Source organism: Novacetimonas hansenii JCM 7643, assembly GCF_000964405.1.
Lineage (GTDB): Bacteria > Pseudomonadota > Alphaproteobacteria > Acetobacterales > Acetobacteraceae > Novacetimonas > Novacetimonas hansenii.
Genome location: NZ_BANE01000265.1, coordinates 1 through 22,766, shown reverse-complemented (window position 1 = coordinate 22,766; position 22,766 = coordinate 1). Strand labels below are relative to the sequence as shown.

The following is a 22,766-nucleotide window of genomic DNA, read 5'->3' as shown; positions in this document are numbered from 1 at the left end:
AAGACGTCGCCTTTTTGAAAAAAGGCGACACCCAAAAACTTTTCCTGTTTTTTACCAATGGTTTGTTTTCAAATAATCTCTAAAGAAATTTATGGCAGGGCCTGTCCCAAAAACCCAGGAATCAGCCCTGCTGCACAACAGGCATGGCGACAATACGCTGTCCGTGTCGCATTTCACCGGGCAGGCACAGGGGCACGATCTGCCGCGCCACCTGTTCCGGGCGCGGCAGGGGGGCGGGATCACCACCGGGCATGGCCTGCCTGCGCATCCGTGTCGCAACAATTCCGGGATCGAACAGATTAACCCGCAGGCCGGACGTTGCCGGAATTTCACACGCCCATGTCCGCACCAGCGCATCCTGCGCCGCGCGTGATGCCGCCACCATACCCCAGAAGGGCGCGGGGACACAGGCATGCGCATCCGTCAGGAACACGGCACGCCCATGTGCCGCCCCTTCAAGCAGGGGGGCCGTCGTGCGGATCAGCCGCCATGCCGCCGTGGTGTTCAGGGCAAGGCAGTCCTGCCATGCCGCCACATCCATATGGGTCACAGGTGTCAGCACACCCAGCGTCGCAGCACAATGAACAAGGATATCAAGTCGCCCGAACCGGGCCATGACCGATGGGCCAAGCAGATCAAGCGCCGCGCCATCGGTAAGGTCCATCGGCAGCAGCGTGGCCCGCTGCGCCGTCCTGTCCCCCGCGTCACCATGGCGCGCGGCGATCAGGTCATCCGTGCGTTCCAGCCCGCCCACCGTCCGCGCCACAAGGATGCAGTGCGCACCGGCTTCGGCCAGGGCGCAGGCCATCGCGCGCCCGATCCCCCGGCTGGCGCCGGTTACAAGTGCGACCGACCCTTCAGGCAATCGGCGCACGAGGGGCGGCATCACGCCGGGACGTTGGGATGTTCAGCGTTGTAGTCCACCAGTTCGATGGGATAATCGCCGGTGAAACAGGCATCGCAATACCGGTTGCACGCCGCATCACGATCCTTGTAACCCAGCGCACGATACAGCCCGTCAAAGGAAATGAACGCCAGCGAATCGACGCCGATCAGTTCAGCCATTTCCTGAAGGTTGTGCTGTGCGGCCAGCAGCTTGCTGCGTTCGGGCGTGTCGATACCATAAAAGCACGAATGCATTGTCGGCGGCGAGGAGATGCGCATATGCACTTCCTTTGCACCTGCCGCGCGCACCATGTCCACGATCTTGCGCGAGGTGGTGCCACGCACGATCGAATCATCCACCAGGATCACCCGCTTGCCATCCAGTACCGGGCGATTGGTGGAATGTTTCAGCTTTACGCCAAGGTTGCGGATCTGGTCGGTGGGTTCGATGAACGTACGGCCCACATAATGGTTACGAATGATGCCCAGTTCAAAGGGAATGCCGCTGGCGACGGAATAGCCCATGGCCGACGGCACGCCGGAATCGGGTACCGGCACGATCACATCAGCTTCCACCGCGCTTTCGCGGGCCAGCTCGACGCCGATCTGCTTGCGCGTGTCATACACCGCCTTGCCATCCATGACGGAATCAGGACGCGCGAAATAGATATATTCGAAGACGCAGAAACGCGATTGCTTGGTGTTGAAGGGCCGGATGGAGCGAATGCCCTCATCATTGATGACGACAATCTCGCCCGGTTCCACATCACGCACGAACTCCGCGCCGACGATATCAAGTGCGCAGGTCTCGCTCGCCAGCACCCAGGTCGGGCCTTCGCCCTCCTCACCAGGGATTTGCCCAAGGATCAGGGGACGCACACCCAGCGGGTCGCGCACACCCATCAGCGCGTCACGCGACAGCGCCACCAGCGAATACGCGCCCAGCACCTGCTTGAGCGCGTCGATCAGGCGATCTTCCACGCTGGCATACAGCGAAATGGCAATCAGGTGGATGAACACCTCGCTGTCGGTGGTGGACTGAAAGATGCAGCCACGGCGCACCAGCGCCTTGCGCAGGGTCTCGGCATTGGTGAGATTGCCATTATGCGCCACGGCCAGGCCACCGAATTCAAAATCGGCGAACAGGGGCTGCACATTACGGATCAGGGTCGCGCCCGTGGTGGCGTAACGGTTGTGGCCGACCGCGCTGTGCCCCGGCAGGGTTGCCATCACCTGCGCATCGCCAAAGACATCACCCACCAGGCCCAGGCCCTTGTGCGTGTGGAAACGTTCACCGTCATAGGACACGATGCCGGTGGCTTCCTGCCCACGATGTTGCAGCGCATGCAGGCCCAGCGCCGTCAGCGCCGACGCCCCCTTGGTGTTCCATACACCAAAGACGCCACATTCCTCATGCGGCTTGTCATCATCATGCCATTGGGCCGGAACGTCATCGTTCGGCGCGCATGCCTGCATGGGAGAACCGGACGAGGCGGAGAAGCGGATGCGGGACATGGATCAGCGATCTTTCCTTGGCGGACAGCGGCGGCGGGGACCGGCGGAAGGTTCAGATTGGCGCGTCATGACGCGTTCGCGCCGGTTGCGCAAGATGTGGTGTGATGGAATCGGACGTAAAATGCGACAGGTACGTCGTACTGTCGCCAATAAGGGGGACAATCCGGCTGTCATTCATGGCGTCGGGCCATGCGTCCTGCGGCATGAGAAAAGACACCGCCATATACAGTGCAAGCAGGCACGCATACCCGCGCAGCACCCCGAACAGCAGCCCCAGCGCCCTGTCGATTCCACCCAGGACGGAACCACGCACGGCCTGACCCGACAGATGGGCTGTCGTGGTGAAAACCACAAGGAGCGCGATGAACATTATCCCCAGCGCGGCCGCACGCGCCAGCAGCGGCGTATGTATCCATTGCGCGGCATAGGGAATGAGGAAACCGTGCCAGCTTAAGGACAGGACGCCCGCCATGGCCCATGCGGCAATGCCCAGCACTTCGCGTGAAAAGCCACGCACGGCGCCAACCACCGCCGACAGCCCGACAATGGACAGGCAGGCAATGTCGATCCAGTTCATCCGCCGCAAAACAGGCGAGGAGGGATCAACCGGGCAAAAATCCTGCGTGCCCCAATGGCAGGCACGCTGCGGGCATGGACCCGATCCATGGATCGCGCTGTTCCTTCTGTTCCGGCGGGAATACAGGGCGTCCGCACCCATGGCGATGCCCCGCCGCCGGGGTGCTTATGCCATCTGCCCGTTACGGTTCATAGGGGGAAAACCATCAATTCATCCCCCGCATGACCAACATTGCGGATGGGGGGCAGAACCGCTGGCGGAAAGATAGAAATCTCTGGTGTCGCCTCTTTTAAAATGCGGCACTTCTTTTGGGGAGGGGCACAAAACTCGCCAGAAAATTCTTTTGTTTCCCATGCGCGGCGCAGGATGGACCTTACGGCAGTTTGGTCGTGCGGATCTTCCACGGGCGACGGCGCAGGACGGGGGCCGTGTTCTGCCGTTCGGCCGTGTTCAACGCCAGCAACAGGTTGCCCATGCGCGTACGACGGTCCAGTTCGATCCAGACATCCTCGGGGTTGACGCCACACGCCACCCATGTCCGCACCAGTTCGGACAAGGCATCGGCACTGTGGCGCACCAGTTCGCCATGTTCCTCGGTCATCAGCGCCAGCAGGCACTGTTCGGCATGGATGGTGAACTGCCGCGCCGCCGCGCGGATATGCGCCAGTTCCCGTGCATCGGGCGCGATCCCCGCAGGGGCCGCGCCGTCATTGCCCGCCCGCGCGCGCAGGCGTTCATAAAGCCGCACCATCACCTTCCCGGCCCGCAGGCCAGAATCCGGATCGGCACGGTCAGGGGGGACGGGATGGGACATGGACCGATGATGGGGGCCAACGGGTCCGCGGTCAACAACGCGCACGCGGCATCACCTGCGCGCGCGATGCGCCCCATCAGATGGAGAAATATTTGGCGTGGGGGTTGAGGATCACCAGCGCGGAAGTCGACTGTTCGGGGTGAAGCTGAAAGCCATCCGTCAGCGTCACGCCAATTTTTTCAGCATCCAGAAGTTTCAGGATCGGTTCCTGCTCCTCCAGACGCGGACAGGCGGGATAGCCGAAGGAATAACGCGACCCGCGATAGCCCTGCTGCAGCAGTTTGTTCATGTCGCGCGCGTCCTCTGCCGCGAAGCCGAGTTCGGCACGGATGCGTTTATGGGTATATTCGGCCATCGCCTCGGCCATCTCCACCGACAGGCCATGCAGGTAAAGGTAATCCTGATACCGGTCGGCCTCGAACCACTGGCGTGCGATGTCGGACGCCTTCTGCCCCACGGTCACGACCTGCAGGCCGATGACGTCGCGCTGCGCATCGTCGATGTCACGCACGAAATCGGCGATACATTCCCCATCCGCGCGCGGCTGGCGCGGCAGGGTGAAACGGGCCACCGGCGTCGTGCCATCGGCATCGAACAGGATCAGGTCATTCCCCTCGCCCGCCGCCTTCCAGTAACCATAGGACGCCTGCGGGCGCAGGATGTCATCCTGCGCGCACATCGCCAGCATGCGGCGCATGACCGGGCGCAGTTCCTGCCGCGCCCAGACCATGAATTCATCCAGGGAACGCCCCTGTTTACGAAACCCCCACTGGAACTGGTACAGCGAACGTTCATTGAGGAACGGCAGCACCGCTTCGGGCGTCGCTTCCAGCACGCGCGCGCCCCAGAACGGGGGGGCAATCACCGGTTCATCACGCGTCAGGCGTTCGCGCCGCGCACGCGCGGCGGGAATGTCGGCGGGGGCAAAGCCACGATTTTCCGCCTGTTCCAGATCACGTGGCGTGCTGCGTGCGGCCTTGGTTGCGCGGCGCGACTGGATGGCGGCGATATAGGCATCGAATTCGCCCTTCACCACCTTGTCCATCAGCGACAGCCCGTCGAACGCGTCGCGGGCATAGGCCACGCGCCCGTCCTCGCCATAGGCGGCGACGCAGTCCTCTTCCACATAATTGCGGGTCAGTGCGGCACCCCCAAGCAGGATCGGCGTTTCGATCCCCTGACGGTTCATTTCCTCCAGGTTCTCGCGCATGATGACGGTCGATTTCACCAACAGCCCGGACATCCCGATCGCATCGGCACCATGTTCGCGCACGGCGGCGATCATGTCCGCCACCGGCACCTTGATGCCAAGGTTGATCACGCGATAGCCGTTGTTGGTCAGGATGATGTCCACCAGGTTCTTGCCGATGTCATGGACATCGCCCTTGACCGTCGCCAGCACCATCGTGCCGCGCGCCTGTCCTTCCTTGCGCTCCATGTGCGGTTCAAGCCACGCCACGGCGGCCTTCATCGTCTCGGCGGACTGCAGGACGAAGGGAAGCTGCATCTTGCCCGACCCGAACAGTTCGCCCACCACCTTCATCCCGTCGAGCAGGACGGTATTGATGATATCCAGCGGGGCCATGTCACGCATCGCCTCTGCCAGGTCATCCTCCAGCCCCTTGCGGTCGCCATCGACGATACGGTCCTTCAGGCGTTCCGCCGCCGTTTCGGCACGCACCTTTTTCACCGCATCAGCGGCCTTGCGGTCCGCGAACAGTTCAAGCATGCGCTGCAACGGGTCATATCCCGGCGCACGGCGGTCAAAGATCAGGTCCTCGGCCACCTTCACCTCTTCCTCCGCGATCAGGTGCAGCGGACGTATTTTCGAAACATGCACGATCGCCGCCGTCATGCCTGCGCGCACCGCATGGTCAAGAAAGACGGAATTGAGCACCGCGCGCGCCGCCGGGTTCAGCCCGAAGGAAATGTTCGACAGGCCCAGCACGATCTGGATGTCGGGGAAACGCTCATGGATCAGGCGGATACCCTCCAGCGTCCACAGGCCCAGCTTGCGGTCGTCCTCCACCCCCGTGCCGATGGTGAACGTCAGCGGGTCGATCATCAGGTCGGCCTGCGGCAGGCCATGCTGGTTGCAGGCATAATCAACCAGGCGCGTGGCGATGCGCAACTTGTCCTCGGCCGTCTTGGCCATGCCCACTTCGTCAATGGTCAGCGCGATGACCGATGCACCGAATTTACGCGCCAGCTTCAGGCGGTCATTGGCGGCAGCTTCGCCATCCTCGAAATTGATCGAATTGATGATCGGCTTGCCGCCATGCAGCTTCAACGCGGCCTCGATGACCGGGGTTTCGGTCGAATCGATCACCAGCGGCGCATTGACCGAGGAGGTGAAGCGGGTGATGACCTCATTCATCTCGCGCATTTCATCGCGTCCGACGAACGCGGTGCAGATATCAAGCGCGTTGGACCCTTCGGCCGCCTGTTCGCGCCCGACGGCGACACAGCCGTCCCAGTCGCCCGCTTCCTGCAACTGCCGCCATTTCTTCGACCCATTGGCGTTGCAACGTTCCCCGATGGAGAAATAGCTGTTTTCCTGGCGCAGCGGCACCTGCGAATACAGGCTGGCGACAGAGGGGATCCAGACCGGCCTGCGCGGCACGGGGGCAGGACGCAGGCTGCCGCCCGCCTCCTGCGCACGGCGACGCAGCATCGCGTCAAGCGCCTGCGTATGCGGCGTGGACGTGCCGCAGCACCCCCCGATCAGGTTCAGCCCGTCCTCGACAATGAAGCGTTCGACCCATGTTGCCATATCCTGTGGCGTCAGGGGATAATGTGTCTTGCCATTGACCAGTTCGGGCAGGCCGGCATTGGGCTGGACCGAAATCATGCCCGGCCAGTTTTCCGACAGCCAGCGCACATGTTCGGCCATTTCCTGCGGCCCCGTGGCGCAGTTCAGGCCCATCACCGGCACATCGAGCGCATTGACCACCGTTGCCGCCGCCCCGATATCGGGACCGACCAGCAAGGTGCCGGTGGTTTCCACCGTGACCTGCACGAAAATGGGGGTATCGGTGCCCAGTTCGGCGCGCGCGATCTTGCCCGCGTTGACCGCCGCCTTGATCTGTAACGTATCCTGACACGTCTCGATCAGCAGGCAGTCCACGCCGCCTTCGATCAAGCCACGGCACTGTTCCGCAAGCCCGGATTCAAGCGTATCATAATCAATATTGCCCAGCGACGGCAGCTTTGTCCCTGGCCCGACCGACCCCACGACATAGCGGTGGCGGCCATCCGAAAACTGCTCCGCCGCCTCACGGGCAAGATGGGCGGCGGTGCGGTTGATCTCACGCGCCCGATCGGAAAGCCCGAATTCCCCCAGCGTGATGGGAGAGCCACCAAAGCTGTTGGTTTCGACCATGTCGGCCCCGGCCTCGAAATAGCCACGGTGGATTTCACGCACCAGTTCGGGCCGCGACAGGTTCAGGATTTCGGTGCAGTTTTCCTGCCCCCAGTAATCACGCTCCACCTCCAGATCGAGAAGCTGGACGCGCGACCCCATCCCGCCATCACACAGCAGGACCTGATCACGAAGGGCGTCAAGGAGATGGGGACGAGTGGTCATGGGTATCCTGATCTGTCATATGCGCAAAAGATGTTACCGCGCCGCGAACGGGGCCGCATGGAGGATGAATTGCAAACGGTATCGCAAACATACCGGTCCACGCCCACTTATTCCCTCACTCCCGCATGCCTGTCCAGTTCGGGCATGCGGGAGTGACGCACTTCGCGCCACCCCCCCGCCCACCCGCGACGTTCCGGCCAGATGCCGGGCGGCACACAGGGTGGGCGCCGGGCCATACGATATCACATAAGGATACCCGTCATGCACAACATCGCGCCACGCCCCGATATGGACGTACATGATGCGCATGGAGCACATGACGGACGCATCCGCCTTGAACTGCATGCCACCGCGACACCCCTTCCCCCACCTGATGCCCATACCGTACTCGTGCGCGTCGGGCCTGTGCCCCACGCGATGCCGCCCCACGCGGTGCGCCCGGCGACGTTGACGACGGATGGACAGGCGGCGGACCGACAGGCGACGGGCGGACAGGTGGCGGACGGGTGGGCGGCGGTGGAAATCCTGCCCACGCCCTCGCCCACCGCGTTCGGGCATGGGCCGGGATGTGGGTGCTGTCTCGGACGCGGCGGAATCGGCACGCTGCTGGGCGCATTGTTCCGCAGGCGCGCGACAGGTGGGATCACATGGTTCACACGCGTGGTGGTCATCGCCGACGCCGCCTTCATGCCTGCGCTGCGTCGCGACGTCACGACCGACGTCGTTGTCCGCGCGCGTTATCGCGTGGTTGACGCCACGGATATCGAAAATGCCTAGGCGTTAAGAAACATTTTGCTTTCTGGACCTAGTTTGCAGGCTTCATCTGGCCAAAGTCTTGCAAGCAGGGGATCGCCGTGGGCTATCTGGACCCGAAGACAGATCCCGCCCTTCCCCCACCGGAAGATGACCCCCACGCACCCGTCACGATACGGTTGCAGGCGGTGGTTCGGGCGGCGAAATTTCATGGTATCGACCTGGAGGTCCGCGATTACCGGGCGGAACCGGGCGAGGAGGTTCCCTCCGTCGCGTCCCTTGCCCGCTGGCTGGAAGAAAACGGCCTGAGCGCACGCGGGATGCACATGCCGTGGGCCACATTGGTCCAGATGCGCGACATCCCGCCCATCGTGCTGATGTTCACCGACGGTTCGGCGGGGCTGATGGTTGGCGCGGATGCCGGCGATGGCGTCGTCTGGCTGGTGGACCCGTTCGCCCCGGAGGGCAGCGCACCTGTGGCGGTGGACGAACTGCGCATGCACCAGGCATGGACAGGCGACGTCCTGCTGGTGCGTGCGCGCAGCGAGACGCGCCAGTCCGAACCCCCGATCGACGCCGCATGGCTGGCGCGCATGGTGATGGGCGAACGTTCCCTGCTGCGCAATATCATCCTGGCCTCCATGGTCATCAGCATCCTTGCGATCTTCCCGCCGCTGATCGTCATGCAGGTGATCGACCGGGTTGTGAACTACCACTCCATGGCGACGCTGATTTCCATCAGCGGGCTTGTGATCGTCATGAGCTTCTATGAAACCCTGCTGACCTACGGGCGGCGGGAACTGACGCTGGTGATCAGTACGCGCCTTGATACCAAAATCTCGCTCACGGTCTTCGACAGGCTGCTGGCGCTGCCTCTGGAATTTTTCGAACGTGCGCAGGCGGGCAACATCATCGGGCGCGTATCCGCCATCTACAAGGTGCGTCAGTTCATGACGGGGCGGCTGCTGTCCACCTTCCTTGACCTTTTCACACTGGTGGTGATCCTGCCGCTGCTGTTCTGGCTCAGCGCGACGCTGGCATGGATGACGATCGCCGCCGCCGGCGCAATCGGGCTGGTGGTCGTCATCGGCATGGCCCCGATGGGCCGGTTGGTGGGACGGCAGGTCAACGCGGAAATGGCGCGCAACGCCGTCATGTATGAAACCGTCTCGGGCATCCGCACCATCAAGACGCTGGCGCTGGAACCAAGCCGTCGCCACCTGTGGGACGAACGCACCGCCGATGTCGTGCGCACCTCGCTGGCGTCGGGGCGGATGGGCAACTGGATCAACATGATGGTCATGCCGCTCGACCTGTTCATCAATCGCGGCATCATCCTGATCGGGGCTTATCTGGCCATCAGCTCCACCTCCACCGGGCTGGAAGCCGGGGCGCTGATGGCCTTCAGCATGCTTGGCGGCCGGGTCGCGGCCCCGCTGGTGGGGCTGGCGCGCCTGATCGACGATCTCAACGATGTCCGCGCCTCCCTGGGCGAGGCGGGATCGGTGCTGAACCGCCCCACCGAGACGCAGGCCCTGACCACCGGCATGCGCCCGCCCATCCACGGGGCGCTGTCTTTTTCCGATGTCTGCTTCACCTATCCCGGCGCATCCACACCCGCGCTGTCGGATGTCACATTCAATGTCCCGGCGGGCACCATGCTGGGACTGGTGGGACGCAGCGGGTCGGGCAAATCCACGATCACGCGCCTGCTGCAGGGCGTCAGCCGGTCCTATACCGGCTATCTCCGGCTTGACGGGATCGACCTGCGTGAAATCAACCTGACCTACCTGCGCCGGTCGTGTGGGGTGGTGTTGCAGGACAACTTCCTGTTCCGTGGCACCATCCGCGACAATATCGTCGCCGGCCGGCCCGGCCTGACGATGGAGGCCGTGGTCCGCGCGGCCCGCCTTGCAGGGGCGGAAGAGTTCATCGAACGCATGCCCGCAGGGTATGAAACATGGATCGAGGAAGGGTCCACCAACATCTCCGGCGGGCAGCGCCAGCGCCTTGCCATCGCGCGGGCGGTGATTTCAGACCCGCGCCTGATGATCCTGGACGAGGCGACATCCGCCCTTGACCCCGAAAGCGAGGCTCTGGTCAACGCGAACCTGCAACGCCTGGCGCATGGGCGCACGATGGTCATCGTCTCCCACCGGCTGTCATCGCTGATGGAATGTGACCAGATCTGCGTGATGGATCAGGGCAAGGTGGTCGATATCGCCCCGCATGCGGTCCTGCTCCGGCGATGCGAGATCTATCGCACCCTGTGGCAGCAGCAGAACCGGCACCAGTCGTCCCCCCCGGCCGCATCGGGCGAAGACATGCTGCCCGACCTTCATGAGCCCGAAGAATGAGCGAGCGCGACATGACCCCCCATGATGCCAGCGCCCCGGATGGCGGCACACACGGCGCGACAGGTGCCGATACCGGCCGCAGGCTCGCCCGCCTGCTCCCCCGTGCCGACAACGACACGACACCGGCGATGCCGCCAGGCCTGCTGGAGTTCTATTCCCCCAGCGCGGCGCTGATCGACATGCCGCCACAGGATGCGGCGCTGTATATCATCTGGGTGATCGGGGGGCTTGCCATCGCGGGCCTGCTGGTGATGACGTTCCTGCCGCTGGATCGCGTGGTCATGACCAACGGGCGGCTGGTCGCGGCGGATGGCACCCTTGTGGTGCAGCCACTGGAAACGTCGATCATCCGTTCGATCGACGTGCATGAGGGGGATATTGTCCACAAGGGCGACGTACTGGCGCAGCTTGATCCCACCATCAGCGATGCCGACGTGGAAAACATGCGCAAGCAGGCCGCGTCCTATCGCGCGGAAGTGGCGCGCCTGACGGCGGAGGCGGCAGGCCACGATTACGTCCCGGACATGTCCGACCCGGCCTCGATACAGGAAGCGGCGGATTTCATGCGCCGCAGGTCCGAATATTCGGCCAAGGTGGCCAATTACGACCGCCAGATCGTCGGGCTGCAAAGCGACCTTCAGGGATATGAGGCCAGCACGGCGATGTATGCCGCGCGCGCGAAGGTGGCAAGCGATGTGCGCGACATGCGCGTACGCCTGCAACACGAACAGGTCGGCAGCCGCCTGTCCACCCTTGCCTCGCAGGACAGCCTGATGGAGGTCGTGCGTTCACAGATCACCGCCCGCCACGACGCGGATGCCACACGCGCGCGCCTGGACGCGATGAAGGCGCAGCGCGATGGCTATATCGGCAACTGGCAGGCCACGATCTATCAGGATCTCAGCGTCGCGCAGCATCACCTTGCCGATGCGGACAGCAGCTATCGCAAGGCGATGCTGCACCATACGCTGGTGCAGATGCGCGCGGAAAAGGATGCCGTGGTACTCAGCATCGCGCGCCTGTCCACCGGATCGGTGCTGCAGGCGGCATCACCGCTGATGACGCTTGTGCCCGTTGACGGACGGCTGGAGGTGGAATCGGTGATGCGGGGGCTGGATGTCGGCTATGTCCGGCCCGGCGACAGGGCGTTGCTGAAATTCTCTGCCTTCCCGTATACGCAATATGGTGGGGCGGACGCGACGGTGCGCGTCATCAGCGCGGACTCCTTTGTCGGGGGGGGCAACAGTGCGGGCGGCATGACGGCGCAGGAGGGTGGCGCCCCGGATGTGACGGGCGACCCACAATCGGCCTATTACCGCGTGCGGCTGGCGATCGACCGTTATACCCTGCATGGCGTCCCCCCCTTCTTCCGCCCACAGCCCGGCATGCCGGTGGAGGCAGATATCCATGTCGGGCGACGCACCATCATGCAGTACCTGCTGAACAAGCTGGTGCCTGCGATGACTGACGGCATGCGCGAACCCTGATTTGCCGGCACCATGAAAATCACGCGCGTTTTCGACCGTTTCTTTGCAGGTATCGCACCAAAGGCCGCCTATGAGCACGCCTGCCGCCTGCTTGAAGGGGGGGAAGCGGCGCGCGGGTTCGCCCTGCTGGGCCAGATGGCGCGCGAGGGGATGCCACAGGCGCAGTATCGCGTGGCGCAAGCCTATCTCGACGGGACCGGCACGCCGCTGAGTGTTCCCGAGGGCGCGCGGTGGCTGCTGCGCGGGGCGCAGGCGGGACATGCGGAGTCATGTTTTACGTTCGGCATGCTGCTGCTGCTGGACATCCCGCGCACGGATCAGGCGCAGACTCTGCTGCCTGGTGGGGAGGCAATGCCTGTCCCTGAGCACGACCCGGTGGAAGCCACGCGATGGATCGGCCGCGCGGCGGAAATGGGGCTGCCTGATGCGCAGGCGCTGTATGGTCACCTGCTGGCGAACGGGCCACAGGAAGTACGCGACATCGCGGCGGCGGAACGCTGGAGCACCCTCGCGGCCGAAGCCGGATGCGTGCAGGGATATCTGGGGCTGGGCCTTGCGCGGTTGCAGGCGGATGCGGCAACGGCGATGGACGCCCTGCAAAGGGCGGCGGCAGGAGGGCTGGGCAGTGCGTGTTACGTGCTGGGCCTGCTGCATGAAACCGGGCGCGGGGGAAAGGTGGACCTTGGGGCGGCGGCGGAACTGTACCAGCAGGCCGCCGAACAGGATATCCGTCCCGCCTGCGCGCGTTATGGCATGGCGCTGCTGCGCGGGCGGGGGGTGGCGCGTGATGTCCTGCGCGCGGAGACATGGTTGCGCCGCGCGGCCCTGCATGGCGACCGGGAGGCGGCAATCGTCGTGGGGGACCTGCATGCGCGCGGCATCGCCGAAATGGCCAGCGACCATGAGGCGGTTGCATGGTACCGGCGCGCGGCGGAGGGGGGACGCGCCGACGGGTGCCGCATGATGGCGATGATGTGCATGTCCGGCCGGGGCCTGCCCATGCCCGACCCACGCGCGGCGGCCCACTGGCTGCGCCGTGCGGTCGCATGTGGGGACGACGCGGCGACGGCGGACCTTGCCGCCATACTCGACAACATGGCGGACCAGCCCACGCGCCACATACCATCCGGTAGGGACGGCGAGGCCGACGGGGATGAACACCGCACGCTGACGGACAGGTTCGCACGGGCGGCGGCGCGGGGTGATCCGGTCGCGGCCTTCAATTACGCCAAATGCCTTCTTGAAGGGTTCGGCCACGCCCCCGATCCCATCCACGCGGCGCAATGGATGCGCCAGGCGGCACAGGCAGGGGTGGTCAATGCGCAGTACTGGTACGGACGCATGCTGCTGGGTGGGCAGGGCGTAACGGCAGACACGGTGGCGGGCCGCCACTGGATCGAACAGGCCGCACGCAGCGGCATGGCGGAAGCACAGGCCGTGGCGGCACAGATGCGCGTGACGGGACAGGGTGGCCCCCGTGACCATGCCGGTGCGCTGGCGCTGTATTACGAAGCTGCGCGACAGGGGCTGGCCGATGCCATGTTTTCGCTGGGGGCGATGTATGGTGGCGGGCATGACGTCCCCCCCGACCGCGCGCAGGCACAGCACTGGTTCGCCGAAGCCGCAAAAAGGGGCAACCCGCTGGCGCAACTGATGCTGGGGCGCTACTTCGCCCGGGGGCTGGCGGGCACGACCGACCTGGCGCGCGCGCGCATATGGCTGCGCCGCGCGCAGGCACAGGGCGTGACGCAGGCGACACGGGAACTGGCGCGCCTGTCCGTTGCCTGCGTGCCCGACATTGCCCCCGACATTTCGCATGGCGCCGCACATGCCCCCACCATTGACACCGCAAATGACGCCATAACGCCTGATACCATACGCACCGCCCCCCCCACGGCCATGCCGGGGGAAGCCGCACGCAAGCAGGCATCGGGGGATGCACGTGCCACGCGATAATGCTGCGCCCCTGCCACCGGGGGACGCCCCCAGGGGGAAAAGTTCGGGGGAAAGTCTCCCCCACGACTCTTCCACCGGTGGGGATGCCCACGCCGCCATGCGCCATGCGCAATCACTGATCGCACGGGGGGAGGACGCCATGGCCGGGCCATGGCTGGAACGGGCGTGGCGTCTGGCGCCGCAGGATGCGGATATTGCATTCGCACTGGCGGTGGGCCGGATGGGCATGGGCGATCATGCGGGTGTCGTACGCCTGTTGCACCCCCTGATGCGCCGACATGACTTCCGCGAGGGGTGGACCCTGCTGGCGCTGGCGCATATCGCCCTTGCACAATGGGCGGATGCCCGCACGATCGTCGCCCATGTTCTGTCACGCCATGGGTTCGATGATGCCATCGGGGGCTGCGCCACACGGGTCTGCACCGCGCTGGACCTGCCGGGATGGATCGGCATGACCGGCGACGGGACCGTGCATTGGGGCGGCTTGCCCGCAGGCGTGGCCCCACACATGAAGACCGGGGATATCGCGGTCAGGGCCGACATGCGGGTTCCGCGTGATGGCCATGGATCGGCCACATCGTACGCCCTGCCCGACCGGGCCGCGCGGGCTGCGACGATGACGGCCACGGACCCCCATGGGCGCGACCTGCTGGGCAGCCCGCTACACCCCGCCGCCATCCGTCGTATCGTCGGGGCGGTCAGGCTTGACCGGGGTGGAATCCGGGGATGGGCATGGCACCCGGCAGACCCGGCGCATACGCCGCGCATCCTGATACGCGACGCCCATGGCGCGACACTTGTCCCCCCACACGACGCCACACAGGCCACGCCCCCCTGCCCCGGCCTGCCGCCACTGGCACGGCCACGCGCGTTCCACATTACACGCAACGCCCTGCCCGCCACCGGCTGCGTGCATGTGCAGACCCCCGGCGGATGCGACCTGCCCGGCAGCCCGATCCTGCTTGGCCCCCTGCCCACCCCACGGCGCGCGGGAACGACGCAGGCAGGCGCACGGCGTCGCGACATGCCGTCACGCAATGGGCGGGTGCATGTCATCATTCCCGCCCATGGCAACCGCGACCTGACACTGGCCTGTATCGACAGTGTCCTGCACGCCCGCCCGCAATCCGCCAGTGGCCTTGTGATGTCTGTCATCGTTGTGGATGATGCCACACCGGACCCCACGCTGGCCGCAGACCTTGACCGTCTTGGGACAACCGGTGCGATCACGCTGCTGCGCCATGCAACCAACAGGGGATTTCCCCATGCCGTCAATACGGGGCTGGCGCATGCGGGGGGGGATGATGTCGTCCTCCTCAACAGCGATGCCCTGGTTGCGCCGGGCTGGCTGGAGGAACTGGCGATCGTGGCATATGGGCGGCCCGACACCGGCACCGTCACCCCCTTTTCCAACGATGCCAGCATCCTGACATGGCCCGACCCGCACGCCGATACCGGCGATATCCCGCCCCCCGATGCACGACAGGTGCATATGCTGATGGATGCCGCACGCACCGCCAATGCGGGACGGGCGGTGGATATCCCCACCGCACATGGTTTTTGCATGTTTATCCGCCATGACTGTCTGGACGCGACCGGCCCGTTACGGACCGAGCTGTTCGCGCAGGGATATGGAGAAGAAAACGATTTCTGCATGCGGGCCACACGGCTGGGCTGGCGTCATGTCGCGGCCCCCGGCGCGTTTGTCGGGCATGTGGGCGGCGCATCGTTCGGAATGGCGCGCCATACGCTGATGCAACGCAACCTGTGGGTAATCAACCGCCTTTACCCCGGATATGACACCCTGATCCGCGATCATGTGGCGCGCGACCCGCTGGCCCCCGCGCGACGGCGCATGGGGGTGGTGCTGTGGCGGCGCATGTCACGCGCGCAGGGGTTTTCGCGTGCCGTGGTGCTGGCCACCCATTCCATGCGCGGCGGGGTGGACCGTGTCATCACCGAACGCGCACGCATGTGGCGGGCACGGGGCATACGTCCGCTGATCCTGCGTCCCGCCAATGAAAGCTCCCCCCATGACACCCCAGGCTTCTGCATCGAGGAAGACTGCGACGGGACGCAGGGGCTGAAAATGCCGGTGCTGACATTCCGCTGGCCAATGGAACGCGATGCCCTGCTGGCCTTCCTGCGGACAGAGGGCGTGCGCGCCGTGGAATGGCACCATGCACTGGGCCATGGGCCGCGCCTGCGTGAACTGTGCATGGCGCTTGGCGTCCCCTATGAAATGTATGTGCATGATTATGCGCGACTGTGCCCGCGTATCGCCATGGTCGGGCCGTCGGGCCGTTACTGCGGGGAACCCGACATCGACGGCTGCACCCGCTGCGTGACGGCACTGGGCAGCCTGCTTGACCCCGATGGGGAGGAACACGAAGGGGACGGCGGCATCGTGGCCCTGCGCACCCGTTTCGGGCACGACATGGCGCATGCACGGCAGGTCATCGTGCCATCGCATGATGTCGCGCGCCGACTGGCGCGGCATTTCCCGACGCAGGCCGTACATGTCCGCCCGCCTGAAGACGACCGCCCCACGCTTTCACTCCCCGAACTGGTCGCAGCCACCCCCGTGCCACAGGATATGCACACCATCGCCGCACACCCACGCACGGGCCGGGTACGTGTCCTTGTGGCGGGCGCGATCGGGATGGAAAAAGGATATGACATCCTGCGTGACGCGGCGCGCGATGCACACGCGCATGGCCTGCCGGTGGAATATGTCGTTGCTGGATACACCGCCGACGACGCGCAACTGCTGGCGACGGGCCATGTCTTCATCACCGGACGTTATGGCGATGCCGAGGCCCTGTCCCTTGTCCGCGCGCAACAGGCGGATATCGGGTTCGTCCCCTCCGTCTGTCCTGAAACATGGTGCTTCACGCTGGGGCTGCTGTGGCGGGCAGGGCTGCCCTGCGTATCGTTCGATATCGGGGCGGTGGCTGAACGCATCCGCGCAACCCGGCGCGGGACCACCGTGCCGCTGTCGATGGGCGTTCACCAATTGAACATGTTTTTCATGTCTTATGGGCCGCGCACCCTGCCGCCCTGACCGGCAGGGCATGCCCGACCATGACACGCGATACAGCCAACGGGGGAAATCCGGCCTTGATCCGTACTCCGGCCCATGCCCGGCCTTTGACATGTCCTGTGCAGCCCACCCGCGCACATTCCCGCCAGCCGGACGCCCCCGCATGACCGGGCGGCCTGACCGAATCCTCAATGTCGGGGTCTCCGCGCAACTGATGCTGCTGGAACCCGGGACGTTCTGCATCTTTCACGCCCCCGTCGCCCGCCCGCCCGGGATGGGGGGGCTTGGCGGCCTGCCGGGGGTGCGCGTGACCCCTTCACCCACGGACCCGGATGGTGCGATCACGATCCGTGGCCTTGATGATGACGGGTGGCTTGGCCTTGATCGTGGTGCGGCGCTGGTGCGGGTGGACAACCGGCCCACATGGATACTGGTCACGACCTATCACGATCCCGCCCATGACGACGTGCGGCCCAATCTGCAGGTTGCCCGGCTTTATACCCCCACGACACCAGCCGCCGCGGCGGCGCCATTCGCCGCCCCGGCGACCGCGATGCAACAGGCTGCCCCCCGGCCCGCGACCGCCCCCCCCATCGCCGCACCCCAAACCGGTGGCAGCGGCATCGTCGCCCATATCCAGCGGCGCGGGGATGTGCATGTCACATGTGACGAATGGATGGGAACGGTCGGTGGCCATGCGTGGATCGAGGGTTTCTCCATCCTGCCCGACGATCCCGTCACACCGGGTCAGATCGAATACCAGGCCGTACTCGGACAGGGATGGTTCTCCCCCTGGGTGGAAGGGGGCACCTATTGCGGCAGCCGTGGCATGGCGCTGCCCCTGCTGGGACTGCGCGTGCGCCTGACAGGCAAGGCCGCGGAACAGTTCATATGCCGCGTCAGCGCCACCTTTATCGATGGCAGCCATATCGGACCGGTGGAGGATATCGCCGTCATGTCCGATGATCTGTCGCCACTCGAAGCGTTCAGGATCGAAATCACCCCGCGCACGGCACAGGACGACATGACGGGGGGCATCATGCCGGAAAATGCCGACATAGCGGCCGATATGGCGCATGATACGCAGGTACTCGACCTGCTTGATGAGGTATCAGCGGCACAAGCAGCACCTGCGGCAACACGCACACGACGCGGCCGCCGCCCCACGCGCAGGGATATGGCGGGGGAACAGGCTCCCTCCGCCATTGCTGCGGCCACCGCCCCACGCGCGGGCACAACGCGTGGCACCAAGAAAAGCCCGGCGAAAGTAACGGCGAAAACCGCATCCAGGGCGCGCACGCAGGCCATGGATGCACAGGCCGTGAATACACAGGCCAAGGACACACAGGTCAGGGACACGCCGGTCGATGCTACGGACATACCGCCCAGGGATATCCATCCCGGTCGCGGTCGCAAGGCGCCGGGTTCGCGGGTGGCGCTGCTCAAGGCACGCAAGAAGGCCGCAACCCGGCGCCGGACCTGACGCATCATGCCATCACCATGCCCACACCTGCCCCGGCCCGGCCCCGCGCCATGGGCGGGCACAGGGGGGCGTGACAGGTGAAATACCTGTTCGTCCACCAGAACTTCCCCGGACAGTTCCTGCACCTCCTGCGCCATCTTCATGCGCAGGGGGGCAATGAACTTGTTTTCATAAGCGAGACCGGGCAGGGCATGATGCCCGGGGTCAGGCGGGTGGGATACCGCATGCCCCCACCGGCAAAGGTTGGCGGGCCACCCCCCGTGGGTGAAATCGCCCATGCCATGCAACGCGCCGCACAGGTGGCGCAGGCGGCGCGCACGCTGCGTGACCTTGGCTTCGTCCCCGATATCATCATTGGCCATCATGGCTGGGGCGAACTGCTGGACCTTGGCGATGTATATCCCGGTGTGCCGATGCTGGGATATTATGAATTCTTCTATCATCCATCGGGGCTGGATGTCGGCTTTGACCCCGAATTCCCCTTCCCCGCCGCATCGGCGCCCATGGTGCGTGCGCGCAACACCCTCAACCTGCAGGCACTGGCACAGCCGGGATGGGGCCATTGCCCCACACGCTTCCAACGCGACACCTATCCCGACTGGGCACGCCCACGCATTACGCTGCTGCATGAAGGGGTGGACCTGACGCAGTGCCGTCCCGACCCACGCGCCGCGACCCGTCCCTTCGCACTGGAGGATGTCCGCATCTCCCCCCGCGAAAAACTTGTGACCTATGTCGCGCGCGACCTTGAACCCTATCGCGGTTTCCATGTCTTCATGCGTGCGCTGCCGCGTATCCTGCGCGGACGGACGGATGTGCGGGTGATCGTGGTGGGGGGTGATGGCGTCAGTTACGGCACCCCGCCGCCCCAGGGGTGCTGGCGTGAGCGGATGCTCTCGGAACTGGGCGCATGGATCGACCCTGCGCGGGTGCATTTCGTCGGCAGGCTGCCCTATGACCGTTTCATTGGCCTGCTGCAACGCTCCGACGCGCATGTCTATCTGACATATCCGTTCGTGGTGTCATGGTCCCTGCGGGAGGCGATGGCCTGCGGATGCGCCATCGTCGGCAGCGACACCCCACCTGTGCGGGAATTCTTACAGGACGCCAGAACCGCGCGTCTGGTACCATTCCTGGAGCCGGGGCGCATCGCGGATGGTGTCCTTGAACTTCTGGAGGATCAGACGCTGTCACGGCGACTGCGGGGCAGGGTCCGTGCGGAAGCTGTCCGCACGCTGGACATGGGCGATTACATGGCCCGTTACATGGCGTTGATTGAACGCCTGACAGGGCACAAGGCCCCGGCACACAAGGCTGAGGCACACAAAACTGCGGCACACAAGGCCCAGACACGCAGGACCCCGACACGCAAGGCACGCGCCGTGGTGGCCTGACCCCCACGCACACGCAACCTGACGCAACCACGGGGGCGGTGAGACCGACCGGCCCGCCACCCCGTAATGGCATTATTTCTTGGTGACAGCCTTGATGGAATCCAGGATCGCCTTGCCGGCTTCTTCCTTGTCGGCCCAGCCGGACACCTTCACCCACTTGCCCTTTTCAAGGTCCTTGTAGCGCGTGAAGAAATGCTCGATCTCCTTCAGGGTGATCTCGGGCAGGTCTTCAAGCTTCTCGACCTTGGAATAGTACGGATGCACCTTGTCGTGGGGGACGCAGATGATCTTTTCGTCCTGGCCGCTTTCATCTTCCATCTTCAGCATGCCGATGGGACGCGCACGCACCACACAACCCGGCACCACGGCAGCCGGCAGCAGCACCAGCGCATCGGTCGGGTCGCCATCAGCCGCCAGCGTGTTGGGGATGAACCCATACGCCGCGGGATAGACCATGGGCGTGAACAGGATACGGTCAACGACGACCGCGCCGCTGTCCTTGTCGATTTCGTACTTCACGCCCGATCCCTGCGGGATCTCGATGACCACGTTGATGTCGTTGGGCACGTCCTTGCCCGGGGAAATCTTGGATACGTCCACTTTATGGCTCCTGCCATGCAAAGGGTTATTCTGTCGCTTTCGAATTCACACGCCTGATCCTGCGGGGCAACACCCCGCCATCACGCGTGTCCTGTCCATGCCCGATACAGTCAATCGCGCCCCACGGACATGAGCCAGATCATGGACGTTACACGTATGTCATCTTTGCCGTGAGGGGGGTGTCGGTGAAAAAAGATCTAAATTCGGCATCCCCGGGCCCTATCGCATCTTGCAAAAAGCGCGCACATGCGCGAATCAAGGCCTGCCTGCGCGCCCGTAGCTCAATTGGTTAGAGCGGGCCGCTCATAACGGCTTGGTTGCGGGTTCAAGTCCTGCCGGGCGCAGGCCCATGTTGCACGAACGCGGCCCTTCGCCGTAGGGGCCTTCAACCATGTTCCTTGCACATTCCTATATCCTTCAGCTTTCGGGAGCCTGACCGTCATGGCCGCCACGCAATATGTCTATGTGATGAAGGACCTGACCAAGGCGTATCCGGGTGGGCGCGAGGTCTTCAAGGGGATCACCCTGTCGTTCCTGCCCGGCGTCAAGATCGGTGTCCTTGGTGTCAACGGCGCGGGCAAGTCCACCTTGCTGAAAATCATGGCCGGCATCGAAAAGGAATTCGGTGGCGAAGCCTGGGCCGCCGAAGGTGCGACCATCGGCTACCTCGAACAGGAGCCCAAGCTCGACGAGAGCCTGACCGTGGGCGAGAATGTCGCCCTTGGCTTCGGGAAGCTGAAAAAGGCTGTGGACCGCTTCAACGAAATTTCGATGAAGTTCGCCGAACCCATGTCCGACGAAGAGATGAACACCCTGCTTGCCGAACAGGCGGAACTACAGGAAGTCATCGATGCGGGCGACGGATGGGAACTCGACCGCAAGCTGGAGATCGCGCTCGACGCGCTGCGCTGCCCCCCGGCTGACAGCCCGGTGGAGAAGCTGTCCGGTGGTGAACGCCGCCGCGTGGCGCTGTGCCGCCTGCTGCTTGAAAAGCCTGACCTGCTGCTGCTTGACGAACCGACCAACCATCTTGATGCCGAAAGCGTCTCCTGGCTGGAAAAGACCCTGCGCGATTACGAAGGCACCGTCATGGTCATCACCCATGACCGGTACTTCCTTGACAACGTGACGAACTGGATCCTTGAACTTGAACGTGGCCGTGGTTTCCCGTTCGAGGGCAACTACTCCTCGTGGCTGACGCAAAAGCGCAAGCGCCTTGCACAGGAAGAAAAAGAGGAAAGCGCACGCCAGCGCGCCCTTGCGGCGGAGCAGGAATGGATCGGCTCCTCCCCCAAGGCGCGTCAGGCCAAGAGCAAGTCGCGTATCGCACGTTACGAGGAAATGTTGGCCCAGAGCGGGGAAAAGGCGACCGGTGTTGCCGACATCGTCATCCCGCCCGGCCCGCGCCTTGGCAGCACGGTGATCGAGGCCGAAGACCTGCGCAAGGGCTTTGGCAACCGCCTGCTGATCGACGACCTTAACTTCAAGCTGCCGCCCGGTGGCATCGTTGGCGTGATCGGGCCGAACGGCGCGGGCAAGTCCACGCTGTTCAAGATGATCATGGGCCTTGAAAAGCCCGACAGTGGCGAACTGAAGATCGGTGATACCGTCAAACTGGGCTATGTGGACCAGTCACGCTTCAGCCTTGATGACAACAAGACCGTGTGGGAAGAAATCTCCGGCGGGACGGATGTCATCTATCTTGGCAAGCGCGCGGTGCCGTCACGCGCCTATGTCGGGGCCTTCAACTTCAAGGGACCGGACCAGCAGAAAAAGGTTGGCGTCCTGTCGGGTGGTGAACGCAACCGCGTCCACCTTGCCAAGATGCTGCGTCAGGAAAGCAACGTCATCCTGCTTGACGAACCGACCAATGACCTTGACGTCGATACGCTGCGCGCCCTCGAAGACGCACTGGCGGAGTTCGCGGGCTGTGCGGTGATCATCAGCCATGACCGCTGGTTCCTTGACCGTCTTGCAACGCATATCCTTGCGTTCGAGGGCGACAGCCACGTCGAATGGTTCGAAGGCAACTTCCAGGCCTATGAAGAAGACAAACGCCGTCGCCTCGGGCCGGATGCAACCGAACCGGGCCGCATCAAGTACCGTCCGATCGAACGCTGATTACGGAGCACGCGCGCTGTCCCCATGTTACGGGATGGGGCGCGTGGGGCGGTTTTCATGGGGTTTTGCCCCATACCCCGCCAAGGGGTATGACCCTTTGAGCACCATGGCCCCATAAGAGACGGTTTGAAAATTCAGGCTCGATAACATCCTGAAATTATAAAAGTTTTTGGTGAAGCTTTTTCCAAAAAGCTT

At 64.3% G+C, this 22,766-nt stretch carries 14 protein-coding genes and 1 tRNA gene; 9 read left to right on the top strand and 6 right to left on the bottom strand.

Translation table 11 applies throughout. The features are described 5' to 3' along the window. Window positions 1-121: 121 nt before the first annotated feature. From B7G66_RS14410 to metH, 5 genes are all read right to left on the bottom strand, one after another. Window positions 122-886, bottom strand: a complete 765-nt coding sequence (locus tag B7G66_RS14410) for an SDR family NAD(P)-dependent oxidoreductase (protein WP_003617223.1) — start codon at window positions 884-886, stop codon at window positions 122-124. Continuing rightward, complete coding sequence (gene purF / locus B7G66_RS14405) at window positions 886-2,361, bottom strand: amidophosphoribosyltransferase (RefSeq protein WP_062809753.1); 1,476 nt, start codon at window positions 2,359-2,361, stop codon at window positions 886-888. The genes B7G66_RS14410 and purF overlap by 1 nt, the downstream gene beginning before the upstream one ends. 91 nt (window positions 2,362-2,452) lie before the next feature. Beyond that, complete coding sequence (locus B7G66_RS14400) at window positions 2,453-3,118, bottom strand: CvpA family protein (RefSeq protein ID WP_231106309.1); 666 nt, start codon at window positions 3,116-3,118, stop codon at window positions 2,453-2,455. A gap of 232 nt (window positions 3,119-3,350) precedes the next feature. Next, on the bottom strand, window positions 3,351-3,791 hold the full coding sequence (locus B7G66_RS14395; protein ID WP_003617216.1) for a nucleoside triphosphate pyrophosphohydrolase family protein: 441 nt from the start codon (window positions 3,789-3,791) through the stop codon (window positions 3,351-3,353). Window positions 3,792-3,867: 76 nt separating this feature from the next. Continuing rightward, window positions 3,868-7,377 (bottom strand): methionine synthase, encoded by a 3,510-nt coding sequence (gene metH / locus B7G66_RS14390; protein WP_003617214.1) that lies wholly within the window; start codon window positions 7,375-7,377, stop codon window positions 3,868-3,870. A gap of 261 nt (window positions 7,378-7,638) precedes the next feature. Between metH and B7G66_RS14385 the strand changes: the two genes are divergently transcribed. The 7 genes from B7G66_RS14385 (at window position 7,639) to B7G66_RS14355 (ending at window position 19,850) form a co-directional block, all read left to right on the top strand. Then, entirely contained in the window at window positions 7,639-8,154 is a 516-nt protein-coding gene (locus B7G66_RS14385) for a hypothetical protein (protein ID WP_003617212.1), read from the top strand. A 77-nt stretch (window positions 8,155-8,231) separates the two neighbouring features. Continuing rightward, a complete protein-coding gene (locus tag B7G66_RS14380) occupies window positions 8,232-10,487 on the top strand; it encodes a peptidase domain-containing ABC transporter (protein ID WP_003617210.1) in 2,256 nt (751 codons plus the stop codon). Beyond that, the gene (locus B7G66_RS14375) at window positions 10,484-11,974 is read left to right on the top strand and encodes an HlyD family type I secretion periplasmic adaptor subunit (RefSeq protein ID WP_003617208.1); all 1,491 of its coding nucleotides are present in this window, start codon (window positions 10,484-10,486) and stop codon (window positions 11,972-11,974) included. Before B7G66_RS14380 ends, B7G66_RS14375 begins: the two co-directional genes overlap by 4 nt. A 12-nt stretch (window positions 11,975-11,986) precedes the next feature. Continuing rightward, window positions 11,987-13,930 carry an SEL1-like repeat protein gene (locus B7G66_RS14370; RefSeq protein WP_064478858.1) on the top strand — a complete coding sequence of 648 codons (1,944 nt, stop codon included), beginning with the start codon at window positions 11,987-11,989 and terminating at the stop codon, window positions 13,928-13,930. Continuing rightward, window positions 13,917-16,994, top strand: a complete 3,078-nt coding sequence (locus B7G66_RS14365; RefSeq protein ID WP_231106310.1) for a glycosyltransferase — start codon at window positions 13,917-13,919, stop codon at window positions 16,992-16,994. Before B7G66_RS14370 ends, B7G66_RS14365 begins: the two co-directional genes overlap by 14 nt. A gap of 142 nt (window positions 16,995-17,136) precedes the next feature. Further along, window positions 17,137-18,456: a hypothetical protein gene (locus B7G66_RS14360; protein WP_048859321.1), complete on the top strand. Its 1,320-nt coding sequence runs from the start codon at window positions 17,137-17,139 to the stop codon at window positions 18,454-18,456. 77 nt (window positions 18,457-18,533) lie between these two features. Then, entirely contained in the window at window positions 18,534-19,850 is a 1,317-nt protein-coding gene (locus B7G66_RS14355; protein WP_003617201.1) for a glycosyltransferase family 4 protein, read from the top strand. Between the two features lie 72 nt (window positions 19,851-19,922). On the opposite strand, the gene ppa is transcribed toward B7G66_RS14355, so the two are convergent. Next, window positions 19,923-20,450, bottom strand: coding sequence for an inorganic diphosphatase (gene ppa, locus B7G66_RS14350; RefSeq protein WP_003617200.1), 528 nt, complete (start codon window positions 20,448-20,450; stop codon window positions 19,923-19,925). A 270-nt stretch (window positions 20,451-20,720) separates the two neighbouring features. Here ppa and B7G66_RS14345 point away from each other — a divergent pair. Together B7G66_RS14345 and ettA are read left to right on the top strand one after the other, a co-directional pair. Then, window positions 20,721-20,794, top strand: a tRNA-Ile gene (locus B7G66_RS14345). A 97-nt stretch (window positions 20,795-20,891) separates the two neighbouring features. Further along, window positions 20,892-22,571, top strand: coding sequence for an energy-dependent translational throttle protein EttA (ettA, locus tag B7G66_RS14340; protein ID WP_003617198.1), 1,680 nt, complete (start codon window positions 20,892-20,894; stop codon window positions 22,569-22,571). The last annotated feature ends 195 nt before the right edge of the window (window positions 22,572-22,766 follow it).

Coding starts and splice junctions, on each gene's coding strand:
- ettA (WP_003617198.1), top strand. CDS start 20,892: ATGGCCGCCACGCAATATGTCTATGTGATGAAGGACCTGACCAAGGCG.
- B7G66_RS14375 (WP_003617208.1), top strand. CDS start 10,484: ATGAGCGAGCGCGACATGACCCCCCATGATGCCAGCGCCCCGGATGGC.
- B7G66_RS14410 (WP_003617223.1), bottom strand. CDS start 886: ATGCCGCCCCTCGTGCGCCGATTGCCTGAAGGGTCGGTCGCACTTGTA.
- B7G66_RS14370 (WP_064478858.1), top strand. CDS start 11,987: ATGAAAATCACGCGCGTTTTCGACCGTTTCTTTGCAGGTATCGCACCA.
- B7G66_RS14400 (WP_231106309.1), bottom strand. CDS start 3,118: ATGGGTGCGGACGCCCTGTATTCCCGCCGGAACAGAAGGAACAGCGCG.
- B7G66_RS14395 (WP_003617216.1), bottom strand. CDS start 3,791: ATGTCCCATCCCGTCCCCCCTGACCGTGCCGATCCGGATTCTGGCCTG.
- B7G66_RS14360 (WP_048859321.1), top strand. CDS start 17,137: ATGACCGGGCGGCCTGACCGAATCCTCAATGTCGGGGTCTCCGCGCAA.
- purF (WP_062809753.1), bottom strand. CDS start 2,361: ATGCAGGCATGCGCGCCGAACGATGACGTTCCGGCCCAATGGCATGAT.
- metH (WP_003617214.1), bottom strand. CDS start 7,377: ATGACCACTCGTCCCCATCTCCTTGACGCCCTTCGTGATCAGGTCCTG.
- B7G66_RS14385 (WP_003617212.1), top strand. CDS start 7,639: ATGCACAACATCGCGCCACGCCCCGATATGGACGTACATGATGCGCAT.